This is a genomic window from Amniculibacterium aquaticum (genome assembly GCF_003852705.1).
GTDB lineage: Bacteria > Bacteroidota > Bacteroidia > Flavobacteriales > Weeksellaceae > Amniculibacterium > Amniculibacterium aquaticum.
The window spans coordinates 1-17,125 of record NZ_REFA01000017.1 but is presented as its reverse complement, the minus strand read 5'-3'; the positions used below and the strand labels follow the sequence as shown (position 1 = coordinate 17,125).

17 protein-coding genes and 2 pseudogenes are annotated in these 17,125 nt (G+C 36.5%); 11 read left to right on the top strand and 8 right to left on the bottom strand.

Features of this window, described 5'->3' with window-relative positions; all coding sequences use genetic code 11:
* Window positions 1-15 precede the first annotated feature (15 nt).
* On the bottom strand, window positions 16-567 hold the full coding sequence (gene gldD, locus EIY84_RS08490; protein ID WP_124642180.1) for a gliding motility lipoprotein GldD: 552 nt from the start codon (window positions 565-567) through the stop codon (window positions 16-18).
* Window positions 568-608: 41 nt separating this feature from the next.
* Window positions 609-1,670, bottom strand: a complete 1,062-nt coding sequence (mutY, locus tag EIY84_RS08485) for an A/G-specific adenine glycosylase (RefSeq protein WP_124642178.1) — start codon at window positions 1,668-1,670, stop codon at window positions 609-611.
* Window positions 1,671-1,717: 47 nt separating this feature from the next.
* Between mutY and EIY84_RS08480 the strand changes: the two genes are divergently transcribed.
* The 6 genes from EIY84_RS08480 to EIY84_RS08455 all read left to right on the top strand — a co-directional run bounded on the left by EIY84_RS08480 (window position 1,718) and on the right by EIY84_RS08455 (window position 7,370).
* A complete protein-coding gene (locus tag EIY84_RS08480) occupies window positions 1,718-2,008 on the top strand; it encodes an HU family DNA-binding protein (RefSeq protein ID WP_124642176.1) in 291 nt (96 codons plus the stop codon).
* Window positions 2,009-2,307: 299 nt separating this feature from the next.
* Window positions 2,308-3,861 carry an Rne/Rng family ribonuclease gene (locus tag EIY84_RS08475; RefSeq protein ID WP_124642175.1) on the top strand — a complete coding sequence of 518 codons (1,554 nt, stop codon included), beginning with the start codon at window positions 2,308-2,310 and terminating at the stop codon, window positions 3,859-3,861.
* Window positions 3,862-4,015: 154 nt separating this feature from the next.
* Window positions 4,016-4,645: an NUDIX hydrolase gene (locus EIY84_RS08470; protein WP_124642173.1), complete on the top strand. Its 630-nt coding sequence runs from the start codon at window positions 4,016-4,018 to the stop codon at window positions 4,643-4,645.
* Between the two features lie 28 nt (window positions 4,646-4,673).
* Window positions 4,674-5,489 carry a lysophospholipid acyltransferase family protein gene (locus EIY84_RS08465; RefSeq protein WP_124642171.1) on the top strand — a complete coding sequence of 272 codons (816 nt, stop codon included), beginning with the start codon at window positions 4,674-4,676 and terminating at the stop codon, window positions 5,487-5,489.
* A 9-nt stretch (window positions 5,490-5,498) separates the two neighbouring features.
* Window positions 5,499-6,035 (top strand): hypothetical protein, encoded by a 537-nt coding sequence (locus tag EIY84_RS08460; RefSeq protein WP_124642169.1) that lies wholly within the window; start codon window positions 5,499-5,501, stop codon window positions 6,033-6,035.
* Between the two features lie 147 nt (window positions 6,036-6,182).
* On the top strand, window positions 6,183-7,370 hold the full coding sequence (locus EIY84_RS08455) for a homogentisate 1,2-dioxygenase (protein ID WP_124642167.1): 1,188 nt from the start codon (window positions 6,183-6,185) through the stop codon (window positions 7,368-7,370).
* 48 nt (window positions 7,371-7,418) lie between these two features.
* On the opposite strand, the gene EIY84_RS08450 is transcribed toward EIY84_RS08455, so the two are convergent.
* A complete protein-coding gene (locus EIY84_RS08450; RefSeq protein WP_124642165.1) occupies window positions 7,419-8,564 on the bottom strand; it encodes a DUF4349 domain-containing protein in 1,146 nt (381 codons plus the stop codon).
* Window positions 8,565-8,730: 166 nt separating this feature from the next.
* Window positions 8,731-10,011, bottom strand: a complete 1,281-nt coding sequence (locus EIY84_RS08445; RefSeq protein WP_124642163.1) for an acetyl-CoA hydrolase/transferase family protein — start codon at window positions 10,009-10,011, stop codon at window positions 8,731-8,733.
* A 198-nt stretch (window positions 10,012-10,209) separates the two neighbouring features.
* On the opposite strand from EIY84_RS08445, the gene EIY84_RS08440 reads away from it, so the two are divergent.
* Window positions 10,210-11,529: an aspartyl protease family protein gene (locus tag EIY84_RS08440; RefSeq protein ID WP_124642161.1), complete on the top strand. Its 1,320-nt coding sequence runs from the start codon at window positions 10,210-10,212 to the stop codon at window positions 11,527-11,529.
* A gap of 30 nt (window positions 11,530-11,559) precedes the next feature.
* Here EIY84_RS08440 and EIY84_RS08435 read toward each other — a convergent pair whose 3' ends face one another.
* On the bottom strand, window positions 11,560-12,282 hold the full coding sequence (locus EIY84_RS08435; RefSeq protein ID WP_124642159.1) for a thioredoxin domain-containing protein: 723 nt from the start codon (window positions 12,280-12,282) through the stop codon (window positions 11,560-11,562).
* Window positions 12,283-12,447: 165 nt separating this feature from the next.
* On the opposite strand from EIY84_RS08435, the gene fahA reads away from it, so the two are divergent.
* The 4 genes and pseudogenes from fahA (at window position 12,448) to EIY84_RS08415 (ending at window position 15,159) form a co-directional block, all read left to right on the top strand.
* Window positions 12,448-13,698 carry a fumarylacetoacetase gene (fahA, locus tag EIY84_RS08430; protein WP_124642157.1) on the top strand — a complete coding sequence of 417 codons (1,251 nt, stop codon included), beginning with the start codon at window positions 12,448-12,450 and terminating at the stop codon, window positions 13,696-13,698.
* Window positions 13,699-13,792: 94 nt separating this feature from the next.
* Entirely contained in the window at window positions 13,793-14,047 is a 255-nt protein-coding gene (locus tag EIY84_RS08425) for a type II toxin-antitoxin system Phd/YefM family antitoxin (RefSeq protein WP_124642155.1), read from the top strand.
* Between the two features lies 1 nt (window position 14,048).
* A pseudogene (locus EIY84_RS08420) lies at window positions 14,049-14,306 on the top strand (Txe/YoeB family addiction module toxin).
* 31 nt (window positions 14,307-14,337) lie between these two features.
* Window positions 14,338-15,159: a flavin reductase family protein gene (locus EIY84_RS08415; RefSeq protein ID WP_124642153.1), complete on the top strand. Its 822-nt coding sequence runs from the start codon at window positions 14,338-14,340 to the stop codon at window positions 15,157-15,159.
* Window positions 15,160-15,442: 283 nt separating this feature from the next.
* On the opposite strand, the gene EIY84_RS08410 is transcribed toward EIY84_RS08415, so the two are convergent.
* The 3 genes and pseudogenes from EIY84_RS08410 to EIY84_RS12000 form a co-directional block, all read right to left on the bottom strand.
* A complete protein-coding gene (locus tag EIY84_RS08410) occupies window positions 15,443-16,267 on the bottom strand; it encodes a TerC family protein (protein ID WP_124642151.1) in 825 nt (274 codons plus the stop codon).
* Between the two features lie 94 nt (window positions 16,268-16,361).
* Entirely contained in the window at window positions 16,362-16,979 is a 618-nt protein-coding gene (locus EIY84_RS08405; protein ID WP_124642149.1) for a transglutaminase-like domain-containing protein, read from the bottom strand.
* 26 nt (window positions 16,980-17,005) lie between these two features.
* A pseudogene (locus tag EIY84_RS12000) lies at window positions 17,006-17,125 on the bottom strand (IS30 family transposase); the annotation flags it as partial.

Sequence of the window (17,125 nt, the reverse complement as noted above, 5' to 3'; positions counted from 1 at the left end):
TTTTTAATGTTAAAATTATTTCCAATGAAATGTATCGATTAATCTTAATAGATCTTGTTTGATGTATCCAACAGCAGGAGCTAAAGAGTCCGGCTTGGGTCTTGTGTTGAAGTATAAGTTTCCTGTAACATAATGCTTGGTGCTATCGGTAATGTAAAACTGAATGTTTGAAGCACTTTGCCCTTTGAGTTCGTAGAAATTTCCGTAAACTTTTCTATCGGGATAGTTGAACGATTTCGTATCGATAGAACTTGCCTTAATGGTGTGTTCGTAAACCATTTTCTCGGATTCTTTGACATGCTGAACGAAATCATTTTTTATTGGGAAATAGGTAATAAATACCTTTGCCTTCATTTCCGGGTAATCGATGTAATACCAACATGGTTTTTTGGCATCCGTGATTTTTGCAAAATTCGAATATTCAAAATCATAAGAACAGGCATCAAACTTTTGGTATTGAGCCTTTGGATATTCCAAACGAAGCTCTCCATACGGTTTTGGATGTGCGTCTTCTGAACATGAAAACAGAAGACTTCCTAATAAAACAAAGACTATTTTTTTAAGCATTCGGCAAAAATACATTTTTAATCGGAAGTTGCTCATATTCTTCACAAAGAATTTAATGGAATTGAAGAAGAAAACGCCCTTGTTTTTAAATAATTATCGATGGGGTTGGGAAATGCGTAGCGTTGCAACTGCAAAGGATTTATACAAATATTTGAGTTGGACTTCGCGATGGAAATAAAATCCTTTTCATCTTCTACAACCACATGGTGGAAATTAATTTTCAATTTCCGATGAGAGAGTTTATGTTCTACGGTTGATGTAGAAACGATGCATTCTGAAAGTCGATCGGGCAATGTCTGTGGGAGCTCAAAAAGTTTTTTCCAAATCCCAAGATCGTCTCGTTGTTGTATAAAAAACCGATCTTGAAAGGTGATAAAATAATAGTCCATCGATTGTTCTGAAACTTTTTGTTTTTTGGATTTGTAAGGAAACTCTTGTACTTTTCCCAGCTGAAAAGCCAAGCAATCGTCCACAAAAGGGCATTTATCGCAATCTGGATTTTTGGGTTTGCACACCGAAGATCCTAGATCCATAATCGCTTGGTTAAATTCTCCAGGATTTGTCTTAGGCATCACCCTCAAGGCCAAATCTGAATAATATTGAAAAGCAGAAGCGTTCGACACATCAAAATCATCAGCAAACAAACGACTAAAAACTCGATAAAAATTACCATCGACTGCTGGCATTGCAACGCCGTAACAAATGCTTACTATGGCCGCTGCCGTGTACTTGCCAATTCCGGGCAACTTTAAAAGATCTTGATAAGCCGTAGGGAAAATCCCATTTCTATCGCCATGAATAATTTTAGCTGTTTTATGCAAATTAAGAGCTCTGGAATAATAGCCTAAACCCTTCCAATACAATAAGACTTCATCTTGTGGAGCCACTGCCAAATCCGAAATCGTTGGGAATCGATGAATAAATTTAGTATAATACGACAGACCTTGATCTATACGGGTTTGTTGAAAAATAATTTCACTGATCCATATATTATAAGGAGTTTGAGTATTTCGAAATGGCAGGTCACGGCCATGAAAATCGTACCATTTCAATAATTTTTTACCAAGGTGTGGAAAATCAGGGTTTTGTTTGTTAGTTTTCAAAAATTAGTTTTATATTTGCACACCAAAATTATAAATAAATAAAGGAAATGACAAAGGCAGAATTGGTAAATATTATCTCTAATAAATTGGGAACAGAAAAGAATGAGACTCAGAAAGTTATCGAAGCTTTCATGCAAGAGATAAGAACATCTATGTACAGCGGAGACAATGTTTATCTTAGAGGTTTTGGGTCATTCATCATCAAGACCAGAGCAGCAAAAACGGGAAGAAATATTTCAAAAAATACTGCAATCGAAATTCCGGCGCACAACATTCCGGCTTTCAAACCATCAAAGACTTTTGTAGAAAAAGTAAAAACAAAAGTACAAGTAAAATAATTCACTGAATATTAACTTTTTAAAACTATAAGATTATGCCAAGCGGTAAAAAAAGAAAAAGACACAAGGTAGCGACTCACAAGAGAAAGAAAAGAAGAAGAGCTAACAGACATAAGAAAAAATAATTTTTCTAAACCCATATAAAATATAGTTGATGAAAATTTTAAAAACTTTCATTAACTATATTTTTGTTTTTACTCAATTATTAAAAAATAAATTACAATTGAGTATCCTAATAGAACTAAATCTAAACAACTACTTTTCCTACCAAACCAGGAAAAGCCTAACAAACAAGAGCAATGAAGAAAGAATTGATTATTTCTCATGAAGATGATCGCACAAAAATTGCCCTACTCGAAGATGGCCGCCTCTTTGAATTGCACGAGGAAGAAGACCAAAACGAGTTTGTGGTAGGCGATTTGTTTTTAGGCAAAGTAAAAAAATTGGCACCCAACCTTAATGCAGCTTTTGTAAATATTGGTTACGAAAAAGATGCATTTTTACACTATCAGGACTTAGGTCCAGATTTTTTAAGTTATCAAAAATTCATTAAAGATACTTTCCACAAAAAACAGCAGACTGCCGGTCTGAAAAATTTTGAAACTCAAAAAGAAATTGACAAACACGGCACGGTGGACAAAGTAATTGCAAAAGACGATGTGGTTTTGTTGCAAATTACAAAAGAACCCATATCCACCAAAGGACCAAGAATCTCTACCCAAATATCACTTACAGGTCGTTTTCTTGTCCTAATCCCTTTCGACAATAAAGTTTCAATTTCAAAAAAAATAAGAAGTACAGAAGAAAAAGATAGACTTCGTACCCTGATCGAAAGTATCAAACCCGAAGGCTTTGGCGTAATTATCAGAACCGTAGCCGAAGGAAAAAAAGTAGCTGAACTGCACAACGACATGAATTCCCTAATCGAAAAATGGGAAACTACTTTTAAAAATATTCAAAAAAATAAAGTACCCTCCAAAGTTTTAAGCGAAGAGGATAAAGCATCGGCCATACTTAGAGATAACTTTAATGCAGAATTTGTAAGCATTATTTGCGACGACGAGCAATTGTCAAGCGACATGCGCAATTACATAGAACTTATCGCTCCTGAAAGAAAAAATATTGTTCAGTTTTACGACTCTCACATCCCATTGTTAGAATATTACAATGTCGAGAAACAACTGAAACAAAGCTTTGGTAAACATGTAAACATCCCAAGCTCTAAAGGTGCCTATCTGGTGATAGAACATACAGAAGCCCTACATGTAGTGGATGTAAACTCCGGCCCCAACATCAACTCTGCCACCAACAAAGACCATGCACTGAATGTGAACAAAATGGCGGCTACAGAAATAGCAAGACAACTACGACTGAGAGATATGGGAGGTATTATCGTGGTGGATTTTATTGACATGGTCAATCCGGATCACCGAAGAGAATTGCACGAACATTTTAAAAATGAAATGAATCGTGACAAGGCGAAACATAAAATCCTGCCCCCAAGTAAATTTGGTCTGATACAAATGACCAGACAAAGGGTAAGACCAGAAAAATACATTGAAACCAAAGAAGAAAACCCAAATGCCGATGGAGAAATCCTAGCACCAATAGTGGTGATCGAAAGAATGGGTGAAACCATCCGCAACCTCATGCAAAGTGAAAAAGGAAAACTTTTCCTCCATGTACATCCTTTTGTTGAAGCCTACCTAACCAAAGGGCTGAACAGCATACAGATGAAATGGTTTTTTAAATACAAAAAATGGGTGACCATCATTCCGAGAGATAGTTTTAAATACTTGGAATATAAAATTTACAATGCCAATAAAGAAGAATTGATGGGAGATTCTAACTAAAAATCCCAAAAATTTATCTAAATAAAGACTGTCCAAATCGACAGTCTTTTTTTTATCATATTCCATGAAATATTCAAAATCCAAAGACCGAGTCTGCATACAAAATTGAAGAATACCTATGCAATTATTCCTTATTTTGAACTATATTTGAACTATGAAAAGCATTGGGAAAGATTTAATCGAAAAAATTAAAAACGCCGATCTCTTGGGCGAAAATGCTCATAAAATCTACTCGCCACCGTACAGACCCTTGTACAGTTACGAAGAAATTTTAGAGAAGAACCCTAGATTTGCTGCGGTTAACATTCTTTTGTACCTAAAAGATAACGAATGGTACTTCCCTCTGATGCAAAGAACGATAAACGCACACGACAAACACAGTGGACAAGTTTCCTTTCCAGGTGGCAGTCGTGATCCAGAAGACCTCAACTTTGCAGAAACTGCCATCCGAGAAACTTCTGAAGAAATTGGCATCGACAAGCATTATGTAAAAATCATCCGTGAGATGAGTCCCATGTACATACCACCAAGTAATTTTTTTGTACATCCCTTTATTTCATTTACCAAAAAAAATCCAAAATTCAAATTGCAAGAGAGCGAGGCTGTAGAGCTTATTGAGTTTCGAGTTTCGGACCTTGTAAAACTCAGTTCCAGTCCAGAGCTTAAAGCACTTCCATCATCCAGAGGAGTCGAAGTACCGGTAATTGAGTACCAGGGATACCACATCTGGGGTGCCACCTCCATGATTTTGTTTGAATTTAGCCAAATACTCAAAAATTTATAATATTTTTGCATTTCTTGTACCATAAAAAATGTCGAAGAAAAGTATATTTACCGATGCATTCGGACATCTGTATATCTTGAAAAGGTTGATTATCTTTATTTTAGGAATGATTTCCTATAGAAGATTTAACGGTTTCAACAAACTAAAAATTTCCGGTACCGAAAACCTTTTGGGATTGCCTGATTCTAATGTATTGTTCGTATCCAATCATCAAACTTATTTTGCCGATGTTGCAGCCATGTATCATGCTTTCTGTGCTGCCAACAACGGTTATATGAACTCCATAAAAAACCCGGTTTACCTCCTGAATCCTAAGGTCGATTTTTATTATATCGCAGCCGAAGAGACCATGAACAAAGGAATACTCTCCAAAATTTTCAAATTGGCAGGTGCTGTTACCGTAAAAAGAACTTGGAGGGCAGAAGGAAAAAATGTAAACCGAATGGTAGACTTGAACGAGGTAGATAACATCATGAAAGCCCTTTCCACAGGTTGGGTCATCACCTTTCCACAAGGGACTACCACCGCATTTGCACAAGGAAGAAAAGGAACGGCCAAATTGGTGAAAAACCAAAGACCCGTTGTAATTCCTATCAAAATAAACGGATTCCGTAGGGCTTTTGACAAAAAAGGACTTCGAGTGAAAGTTACAGGAGTAAAACCAACTCTAGAATTCAAAGCACCATTGGATATCGATTACGACAACGAAAATGCACAGCAAATTTTGGACAAAATCATGACCGCTATCGAGCAAACCAACGAATTCAATATCTTACACGATTACGATGAAGAGCTGAAAGCAAAAAAACTACAGGATAAAAATACCCAATCGAACAATTTATAAAATCGTATTTTGAAAAATCAATATAAACAACAAACAAGAGTTGCAGTCGTTGGAGAAGGCAGTGAGCACATTTTCAACCTTACCCTATCTACTTTGGATTTTTTGGGTAAAACCATAGATGCTGTAAAATTTGATGAAACCATCAGCCACAATCAGAATGATTTTGTATTGCTAGCCCTAGACAAAAACAACGATAACATTTGCTCTTTAGAGCCCACCATTGCTGTAGTAACGGATTATTCCGAGCACTATCCGGATTTCTTAAACAGCATTACCTCCGGAGGAATTGTTATCTACAACCAAGAAAATGAAAAACTAACAAAAGCCATTCAATCGGCAGAAAAATATTTTAGAAAAATCCCTTTTACCACACCTGATCATCAAGAAAATGGCGAAATGATTTCTTTAGAAACAGACCTTGGACTGATCTCGATAAAAAGCAGCACACAAAACGCTCAATACATCGAAGCCACTCGTCTGCTTTGTCAGCAATTGGGCATACAAGAAGAAGAATTTTATGAAGCTCTACTTCACTTTGCTTCCTAAAATATTGACACACTTTCATCAACAAAAGAAAAGATAAAACCTGCAGCATCGCCTGTAGGTTTTCGTTTTTTTGTGATACAATTGAGAAATTAGTACCATATAAAAACAAAAAAAATAGTAATTTTACAAAAATCATAATCTATAAAAATGAGATACGAAAAACTGGGAAATATCCCACAAAAAAGACATACCATCTTCAAATCGAAAGATGACAAATTCTACTACGAACAACTCTTCGGTACCGAAGGTTTTCATGGAATTTCATCGTTACTGTATCACATCCACAGACCTACTCAGATCCTTCGTGTGGGCGATGCCGTAGATGTAAGTCCAAAAATTGCAATTGAAAAAAATGCTACTCCAAGAATGTTCAAGGGGAAAGATGTAAGTCCTGAGAACGATTTTATGGACAGTAGAAAGATACTCATGTTCAACAACGACCTGAAAATGGGATTAGCCAAGCCAAAAAAATCCATGGATTATTTCTATAAAAATGGAGATTGCGACGAGATGCTTTTCGTACACGAAGGTAAAGGTACCATGAAAACCATGCTGGGAAATCTGGATTTTGAACAAGGCGATTATTTGATAGTACCAAGAGGAACGATCTACCAAATGGAATTTTCTACGGAAAATAATGTTTTTCTTTTTATTGAAGCCAACTCTCCAATATACACACCGAAAAGATACAGAAACGAGTTTGGACAATTGCTAGAACACTCTCCTTTTTGTGAAAGAGACATTGTAGCGCCAACTTTTGTTGAACCCATCGACCAAAAAGGCGAATTTTTAATTAAAGTAAAAAAAGAAAACCAACTTTGGGATTTCATTTATGCCACACATCCTTTTGATGTTGTGGGTTGGGACGGCTTCTTCTACCCGTACAAATTCAACATCAAAAATTTTGAGCCCATCACCGGTAGAGTGCATCTACCACCGCCAATTCATCAAAATTTCGAAGCTCATAATTTTGTAATTTGTTCATTTGTAGCTCGTCTGTACGACTACCATCCACAAGCCATTCCGGCACCGTACAATCACTCCAATATCGATTCGGACGAAGTTTTATTCTACACCGAAGGCGATTTTATGAGCCGTAACCATATCGATTTGATGGACTTTACCCTACATCCTGGTGGCATCGTTCATGGACCACATCCTGGAGCAATGGAAAGAAGTATCGGAAAAAAATCAACTGAAGAATATGCCGTTATGGTAGATCCTTTCAGACCTTTGAAGTTGACTGAAGAAGCGATGAAAGTGGAAGACACCAGTTATCTAACTTCCTGGTTGGAAGACGAAAGCAACCATAAAGAAGACAGAAGTCAGGAATAATCCACTAGAAATATACGAAAAAGGCTGCCCAAATCGAGCAGCCTTTTGTTATTTAGGCATAAATTTAGAATAATCGGTATCGTCGTTCTTGGGTTGAGCATCCTCGACGATATTGTTGGTTTCGGAAGAATCCATATTTTCCGTCCTGTGATACTCTTGTTGAGGCAATTTACTTTCTTTTTTCTTTGAAAATTTTGAAATAAAAAACCACAGCAATCCACCAATTAAAAACAAAGGCCAAAAAGGAATTAGCCACAAGCCTACCTTAGAAAGTCCATCCCAACCTTTTGCAAATGCAGCACCTACACCTTCATCTTTAGTGCCTTCAGAGGGATTTTCCGTTTCAAAAGCAGTATTTGCCAAAGATGCGTTTTCTGTAAAACTAAGTTGTACGGTCGATTTTTGTTCGGGAATCCTATCGCTTCCTGTTGATTCTATTAATTTGAATTTTGGACTGCCGAATTCACTTTCTAAATCACCAATAAAACGAGAAAATTGGTTGTTGGGCATCTCCAAAACAAGTTCTTTTTTATGCTGACCTTCTTCGGTTATGGTTTTATCTGATGAAATAACAACATTATATTGACTTAATACATCGTTTAATTTTTGATTGGTCGTTGCTAAATTCTGAACTCCAAAATCCATTTTTGCCGTTTGTACCAACGGATCGGAAACCAATTGTGTCGCGTTATCTCGAATTTCTATTCTTTCAGAAGAAGGAGGCGCAACTTCTTTCTTTACTTCGGATTTCGTTTCATTTTTTTGATTGGATGCGGTTTTATCATTTCCCAATTGATCCAAAATTTTTGCTACAGAACTTACGATTTCTACCGGATTATCGGTGTTTTTAAGAGCAGTAGCTGCAGAATCGATGGCCTTGATGGTTTCTGCTTTTTTCGTTAGTTCAGGAACCGATTTTTTGGCAACTTTTACCATTGAATCAACATCAAAATGATCCAAAGTCCCGTTGTTACGATGTTCGTCTATTTGTTTCTGAATGTTTTTAATTTGAGAGTTGACTTGCGCTGTATCCCCAATAATTTTGGAAATAGAGTCTAGGGTTTTCATCCCGTCTGTAGTTTTATTCATCAACTCTTCCACAGAACTGATGGCATCTTTGGTTTTTTGTACATCACCTGGCTCACAGGCTGCAAGAACGATTAGAGAAAAAACGATTGCAAATTTATTTTTCATAGTTAAATTTTAACACGAACAACTATACAATAATTATTCCTGAAATAGAAACAATGATCTCAAAACTTTCACAAAGCATTCAACATCAGCATTTTGCAAAATATTTTACAATTAATTTGCAAAAAAAGACTGCCAAATCTGACAGTCTTACAGGTATAAAAGAAGTTTAAATTTCAACTTTAAATCTTTCGAAAGCGGCTCTTTCTAGCATTTCTCTATCATCCGGGTGAGAAATTTCGATAAGAGCTTTTGCTCTTTGTCTCAAGCTTTTCCCGTAAAGATAGGCCGTTCCGTATTCGGTACAAACATAATGGATGTGCCCTCTGGTGGTTACCACTCCTGCACCTTGTTTTAGGAAAGGAACAATTCTTGGCACACCTTTGTTGGTTCTGGAGGAAATAGCCATAATGGGTTTTCCACCTTCAGAAAGTGCTGCACCACGCATAAAATCCATTTGTCCACCTATTCCACTGTACTGATAAGTACCGATAGAGTCTGCACAAACCTGACCGGTAAGATCGATTTCTATTGCCGAATTGATGGCGTGCATTCTTTTATTTTTCATGATGTTAATTGGGAAATTAACATGCTGAACATCCATAAAAGCGATGGATGGATTATCGTCTACAAAATCATACAATTTTTTAGTCCCAAAACAAAATGCAGTAATCGTTCTGTTGATGTGTGTTCCTTTGTATTTATTGTTCACCACATCTTTCAAGATTAGGTCTATGGCTCCATCACTGAGCATTTCGGTATGAATTCCCAAATCTTTATGGTTACTCAAAGCTTTTAATACGGCATCCGGAATGGTCCCAATCCCCATTTGTATGGTCGCTTTGTCATCGATAAGTTCGGCAACATTTTTACCAATTTGCAATTCGACATCGGTAACTTTTGCTCCGTAATCTAAGGTCATCAATTCTTCTTCATGCCATACCATTTTATCAATTCTGTCCACATGTACCATAGAGTCTCCATGGGTTCTAGGCATTTTAGGGTTAACAATTGCTACAACAGTTTTGGCCGAATCAACAGCTGCTCTGGCTACATCTACAGAAGTCCCTAAAGAGCAGTATCCGTGCAGATCCGGAGGAGAAACAGTAACAATAGACACATCCAACGGAAGAATATTATTTCTAAATAAAGTTGGAATTTCGGATAAGAAAATGGGAATAAAATCTCCTCTCTCACAATTTACGGCTTCGCGAACCGGAGTGGAAGTAAACAATGAGTTGATGTAAAAAGAATCTTTATACTGAGGTTTCGCAATTTCTACATTTCCTTGTTGGGTGATGGATACCAATTCTACTCCACGAAGATTAGCCGATTGCTTTGCCAATTCATCATAAAAAACATTAGGAGTACAGGCGCTTCCATGACCAAAAATTCTATTTCCGCTTTTAACGACAGAAACCGCTTCTTCTATACTAACATATTTCGACATAATACAAGTATTTGTGTGATTTTTAATAATGTTCAAAAATACGCTTAATCTTTAAAATTTGAAATGAGGGAAGTCAGTTTTCTTCAACAAATTATGAAATTATAAAATTACAGCGGCTATTCATCACTCATGTAAAAAAAAACACAAAGAATGAATCGGAAAAATTGTTGAATCTAGAAAAAAGACTAATTTTAAACTATGAAATATCCAGTATTCATACTTTTATTTTTTTTCAATTTGATTTTCGGACAGAATGGACTTCAAATTCCTGAAAACACGAGTCAAATAAAAATTCCTTTTCGTCTGATCAACAACCTTATTTTTATTGAATCTGAAATCAACGGAATCCCGATGACTTTGCTTTTGGATACGGGGGTTTCTGAAACCATCATTTTTAGCATAGAAGAAAAGGAAATCACCCTGAAAAATACGGAGAAAATTAATTTTACGGGTCTGGGTGAAGGAACCGAAACCCAAGGTTTGGTTTCAAAAAAAAATAAATTAGAAATTGGAAAACTATTGGACAATTCTCATACTTTGTACATCATCCTCAATACCGATTTTAATTTTTCATCACAAATTGGCATCCCTGTAAATGGAATTATCGGTTATGATTTCTTTGAAAATCATCCGGTAAAAATAGATTACCAAAAGAAAAGAATAACTTTATACAAAGACCGTGTTTTAGCAAAAAGAAAAACTAAAAACTACCAAGAAATCCCCATTTCAATAGAAAACAACAAACCCTACCTTGAAGCTCAAGTCCAATTAAAAAGCGATAATAAAAAATCCAAATTATTAATCGACACCGGAAATAGCGATGCTTTGTGGTTATTCCCAAACAAAATCGAGAACTTCCAGCTGGGAGCTCCATTTTTTGAAGACTATCTGGGCAGAGGCTTTAATGGTGATATCCACGGTAAAAAAAGTCGGATAAGTACCGTAAATTTTGGCTCATTTATGCTAAACAAAACAACCGTTTCATTGCCCGATGACGAGGCCATAAAAAGTCTGAACCTTGTCACCAACCGCGTAGGATCCGTAGGCGATGAAATTCTTAAAAGATTTGATGTCGTTTTTGATTATAAAAACCAAAAAATCTACTTAAAAAAGAATAAAGACTTTGATGATCCCTATCATTTCAACATGAGTGGCTTAGAATTTAAACATCAAGGCATGCAATGGGAAAAAATTTGGGTGAGCATGGACGAAAAAAAACATAAGAAAAATGAAGATGAGAATGCCGTTTTTTCGAACTTTCAATACAAATTTCAGTTGAAACCCGTTTTTGCAATTGCTGCATGCAGACCCAACTCTCCAGCAGATCAATCGGGACTAAAAAAAGACGACATCATCCTGGCCATCAACGGAAAACCTGCCTCTAACCTGTCCTTGCAAGACCTCATCAACCTCATGAAATCCGAAGAAGGTAAGGAGATTTTCGTGACCATTAGCAGAAACGAAAAGAAGATGGATTTTTCATTTATTTTAAAAGATCCAATCCCCATTTCCGAATAAAAAAGTCGATCCTAAGATCGACTCGATGTATTATTTTTTAATTTCTGCTAACTTTTTCAGCACTTCTTCTTTAGGCACAAAACCTTGTTTGTTCCACACCAAATTCTTGTTTTTATACAATCTCAGAACAGGCAATGCATCAATTCCTAAATTATTAACCAAATGTTTATTCTTATCCACATTAATACGAAGCACCTTTACCTCTTTGGACATTTTTTTATCGATTTCGTCCAAATACGGCTTCATTTTTTTGCACGGAGCACACCAATCGGCATAGAAATCTACCAACAAAACCGGAGTATTACCAATAAGAGTTTCATATTCACCCGTGTCCATACCCCTATTTTGAGCGACTTGTCCTTTCACTTCAGGTAGGTTTTCACCACGCCACTTCATCATGCCACCAGCCAAATTGGTTACCGACAGAAATCCTATTTTAGTTAATTTATTAGCCGCTTTTTCGCTTCTACCACCACTGAGACAATAGACAAATACAGGTTTTTTCTTGTCTAATGTTGAAACCAGTTTGTCAAAACTTTTACTGTTCCAATCGATGTTCACTGCATTTTCCAAATGACCATCGGCAAACTCTTCAGGCGTTCTCACATCAATCAATTGAATTTCAGGATTCTTTTTTAATTCATTGGCATACTCTGTTACTGCTAGATTATTAGTCTGTGCATTGATGCTTTGATTGCATGAAGAAAACGCGATAATTCCTGTAAAAATTACAGCTGACATTAATTTTTTCATCGTATTCTATTTTAGAAAATTATAGAAACAAAGTTAGTCATTTTTACATTTAGAAAGAATTGTTATCACCCAATTCATCGTTTTTTTTGTACTTTTACGCATTCCAATTCCTCTTGAATGAGGATTATTTAAGAAAATCAAAAAAATCAAATAAAGTATAACATTATGAAATCTTTCATTTCCTACGACGAAAAACAATCCGATTTTTCCATCCATAACATCCCGTTTGGGGTTGCTGTTTTTAATAAAGAATACATTGCTTGTGCCACTCGAATTGGCGATATGGTGGTCGATTTGGCTTCTCTTTATGATTACAGTTTTTTTGATGACATCGCTGGGCTGAAAGAAAATGTTTTTGAAGCGTACACCCTGAATGAGTTTATTGAACTCGGAAAAAATACCACTTCTGCTGTTAGAAAAAGATTGCAAGAACTCTTCACAGAAGGCTCTCCCCTATCATTGGATCAAAAAACCATTGAAGAATGCTTCTACGACTTGGATAAAGTGGAAATGCTCATGCCGATTCATGTTCAAAACTATACCGATTTCTACAGCAGTATAGAACACGCCACCAATGTTGGTAAAATGTTCAGAGATCCTGCAAACGCATTGCTCCCGAACTGGAAACACCTTCCTGTGGGCTATCACGGTAGAGCTTCGTCCATTGTCGTTTCCGGTGTAAATTTCCACAGACCCAAAGGACAAATGAAACCTGCCGATGCCGAAAAACCGGTTTTTGGTCCTTCCAAACAATTGGATTTCGAGTTGGAAATGGCGTTCATCGTGAATAGAAATACAGAATTGGGCGAATCCATTTCTACCAAAGAAGCAGAAGATGCCATCTTCGGAATGGTGATCTTCAACGACTGGTCGGCAAGAGACATTCAATCTTGGGAATATGTTCCGTTAGGACCATTTTTAGGGAAAAATTTCTGCAGCTCCATCTCTCCTTGGGTGGTTACTTTAGAAGCTTTGGAACCTTTCAGAACCGCTTCTCCTAAACAAGATCCTGAGGTTTTGGATTATTTGAAATTCGAAGGTGATAAAAATTTCGACATCAACCTGGAAGTTTATCTTCAACCGGAAAATGGTGAAGAAAACCTAATTTCCAAAAGCAACTACAACTTTATGTATTGGAACATGAGTCAACAATTGGCGCACCACACGGTGAACGGTTGTAATGTTGAAGTGGGAGACATGTATGCCAGCGGAACCATTTCCGGTAGCGAAAAATCTTCTTTCGGATCCATGTTGGAACTGACTTGGAGAGGTACTGAACCTTTGAAACTTTCCAACGGAAGCGAAAGAAAATTTATTGAAGATCACGATACCATCATCATGAGAGGTTATGCTGAGAAAGACGGTATCCGAGTAGGTTTTGGTGAAGTATCCGGAAAAGTTTTACCGGCAAAATAACATCAAACCCAATCAAGCGGTTTACCAAATAAATAATACTATTTTGAAATGTTCAATTTTGTACATAAATTTGTACAAATAAATACATCAAATTATGTTAATAGCCAGCGTATCCGATTTTAGAAAAGATATAAAAACCTATTTGGACAAGGTTTCAAAAAACTTTGAAACCTTGATTATCAATCGTGGAAAAGATTCTGGCATCGTTGTGATGTCCTTGGATGAATACAATTCTCTGATGGCCACCAATCATGAATTGAGCTCAAAAAAGAACGAAATGAGATTGGATTCGGCTATTGAAAAATTAAAAAAGGATAACTCCTTCAGCAAACCATTGATCGAAGACTAAGATGAAATATATTTTTGTTGATGAATCTTGGGAAGATTATTTGTTTTGGTAAAAAACAGACAAAAAGAAACTGAAAAGAATCAACGAACTTCTAAAAGATATTTCTAGAAATCCTTTTGATGGAATTGGTAAACCAGAAGCCTTGAAGCATAAATATTCCGGTTTTTGGTCCAGAAGAATAGATGACGAACATCGACTCATTTATAAATATGAAAACGACCAAATCCTCATTGCAAAATGCAGATACCACTACGATTAAGCAAACAATTACAGCCACTTTTTAACTTGAAATGAAAACAGTTCTCCCAAAAGATATTAGCACGGTACAGTTGCAAACCATTATGCAAACGGCCATTTCGCCAAGACCCATCGCCTTTGCATCTACCGTAGACAAAGACGGAAAGATCAACCTTTCGCCGTTTAGTTTTTTCAACATGTTCAGCACACAACCACCAATTTTAATTTTTTCTCCAGCGAGAAGGGTGAGGGACAATACGACAAAACATACTTTGGAAAATATTTTAGAAGTTCCGGAAGTGGTGATCGGCACGGTAAACCACCCTATTGTTCAGCAGGTTTCTTTGGCTTCTACAGAATATGGAAAAGATGAAAACGAGTTCATCAAAGCCGGTTTCAACATGAAAGATGCCGATTTGGTAAGCCCAAAACTTATTGAAGAATGCCCGGTGAATTTCGAATGCAAAGTACAAGAAGTAAAACATTTGGGTACAGAAGGCGGTGCCGGAAACCTCATCATTTGCGAAGTGGTAAAAATCCATATTCGTGAAGAGTACTTGGACGAAAACGGAAATCTGGATCAGAAAAAATTGGATATGGTTGCCAGATTGGGCGGAAATTGGTACTCCAGAAACAATGCCGACAACTTGTTTGAAGTCCCGAAACCTTTGGTAACTCTGGGAATTGGTTTTGACAATTTACCTAAAGAGATCAAGTTCAGTACGGTATTCACAGGAAATGATTTGGGCATGCTTGCCAATGTAGAACAACATCCTGCAGGCGAATATTCGGCAGATGAAAACTTGCATCGAGAGGCACAAAAACTTCTACATCTTCATCAGATTGAAGATGCTTGGGAATTGCTAAAAACATAAAATAAAAATCCGTTTTCAACACGAAAACGGATTTTTTTATTTGATTTTTTTTAATACATGACAAAAAATAGAATAGCTTAATCAAAACCACATAGGTGCATAGATAGTGTCTTTGTTGCGAAAATAAATACGAGTAGTACACAATAGAAATCCGTCTTTGACGGATACTAAGTGCAACTATGCAATCTTATTACCAATAATTCTATGTTTCTATGTGGTTTTTATCAGATTCCTATATAGCTGTTACAATTTTTGTTATGTACTTAGTTGAATTTTAGAAAAATTACTTTTCTTCTTTGATGCTTAGATCCTCATTCAATTCAGGATTAATCTGAAGGGCTTTTTCTTGTTTGTTTCTCATGGTGATGTTCAACATTTCGACTATTAAACTAAATGCCAAACACGAGTAGATGATGTTTTTGCTCACATGTTGATGGATTCCTTCGGACACCAACATCACTCCAATTACCACCAAGAAAGACAACGCCAACATCTGTAAGCTTGGATATTTATTGATAATGGCCGAGATTTTACCCGCGAAAAGCATCATAATTCCGATAGAAATCACCACAGCAATAATCATCAAAACCACATTGTCCACCAATCCTACTGCGGTAAGGATAGAGTCCAATGAGAAAACCATATCCACCAAAATAATTTGTAAAATAACGGTCATCAACAATCCGGACGAGGCTGTTTTAGGAGCATGATCGGCATGTCCACCTTGCATTTTCCCATGAATTTCGAAAGTTGATTTTGCAATCAAGAAAACACCTCCTGCCAGCAGAATTATGTCTTTCCAACTCAGTTCTATTGCATTTTCGGTACCCGGTTCGTGTATCCAACCCAAGGACATCACCGGATCTTTGAGGCCGATGATCCAATTGAGCATCAACAGCAACATCACACGGAAAACCATGGCCAATACCAAACCGATGTTGCGGGCTTGTTTTTGTTTGGCTTCCGGCAATTTGTTGGAAATAATGGAGATAAAAATAATGTTGTCTACCCCTAAAACTATTTCTAAAAAAGTAAGGGTGAGAAGTGAGATCCAGATCTGCGGTTCGGCAAAATTCGGAAATTCCAATACGGAAAGTAGTGTCAGCATTTAATAAAAATTTATCCGACAAAAATAATTTTTTTGATGGAAGAATCAATATTAAATTTTGTGCCCATCAAAATTATAAAGTTCAAATTCATCTCTAAAATGACGATTCTAAAACTTCTGGACGATTAAAGAAAAGTTGTTTGCAATTTTCAGAATTTGTCATGGCATCCAAGACTTTCGTGTTGGGTTTTATAAAAACCTGCGGATAATCCACCTCTCCCAATTCGGTACGAATGGGATAAGCCAATTGCTCTTTTTCCACCGAAAACTGAGCATCAACTCCAGGTTTATTTCCACGAGGATCCAATCGGAACCAACCAACTTCGGGCAAGAAAACGGCATTCAGTCCGTGCAAAGCATAACCGGAATCTAGACTTCCTTTTCTTAGAACCCTTTGGTAACAGAACCCGGTAGGAATACCCATTCCTCGGAGCAAAGCGGCCAGTAAATGAGATTTAGCAAAACAAATTCCTTCTTTATTTTCTAAAGTTTCCTCTGCAGAAATGTTTATTTTTTCTGAATTCAAATCAAAAGAATGCTGAATTTGATCTCTGGCCAATTCAAAAGCCAATTTTGCCCTTTCCAACGGAATATCGGTTTGAGAACAAATATTTTTAATTTTTTCTTGAACCAAAGGTTGATTAAAATCGATGATCGATGGAATCTCTTCCAAATAATCTTGGACATTCTGAGATTCAAAAATAAGTTTCATGATAGAAAATTTAATGAAAGGTGGATTCAAGTTATAAATGCAACATCACAGTTTTCATTCAATTTTTGAGCGAAAATTTCATTGGGCGTTTTAAAACCAAATCTTTTTCGTGGTCTGTTGTTTAAAATATTTATTACCCTTTCAAT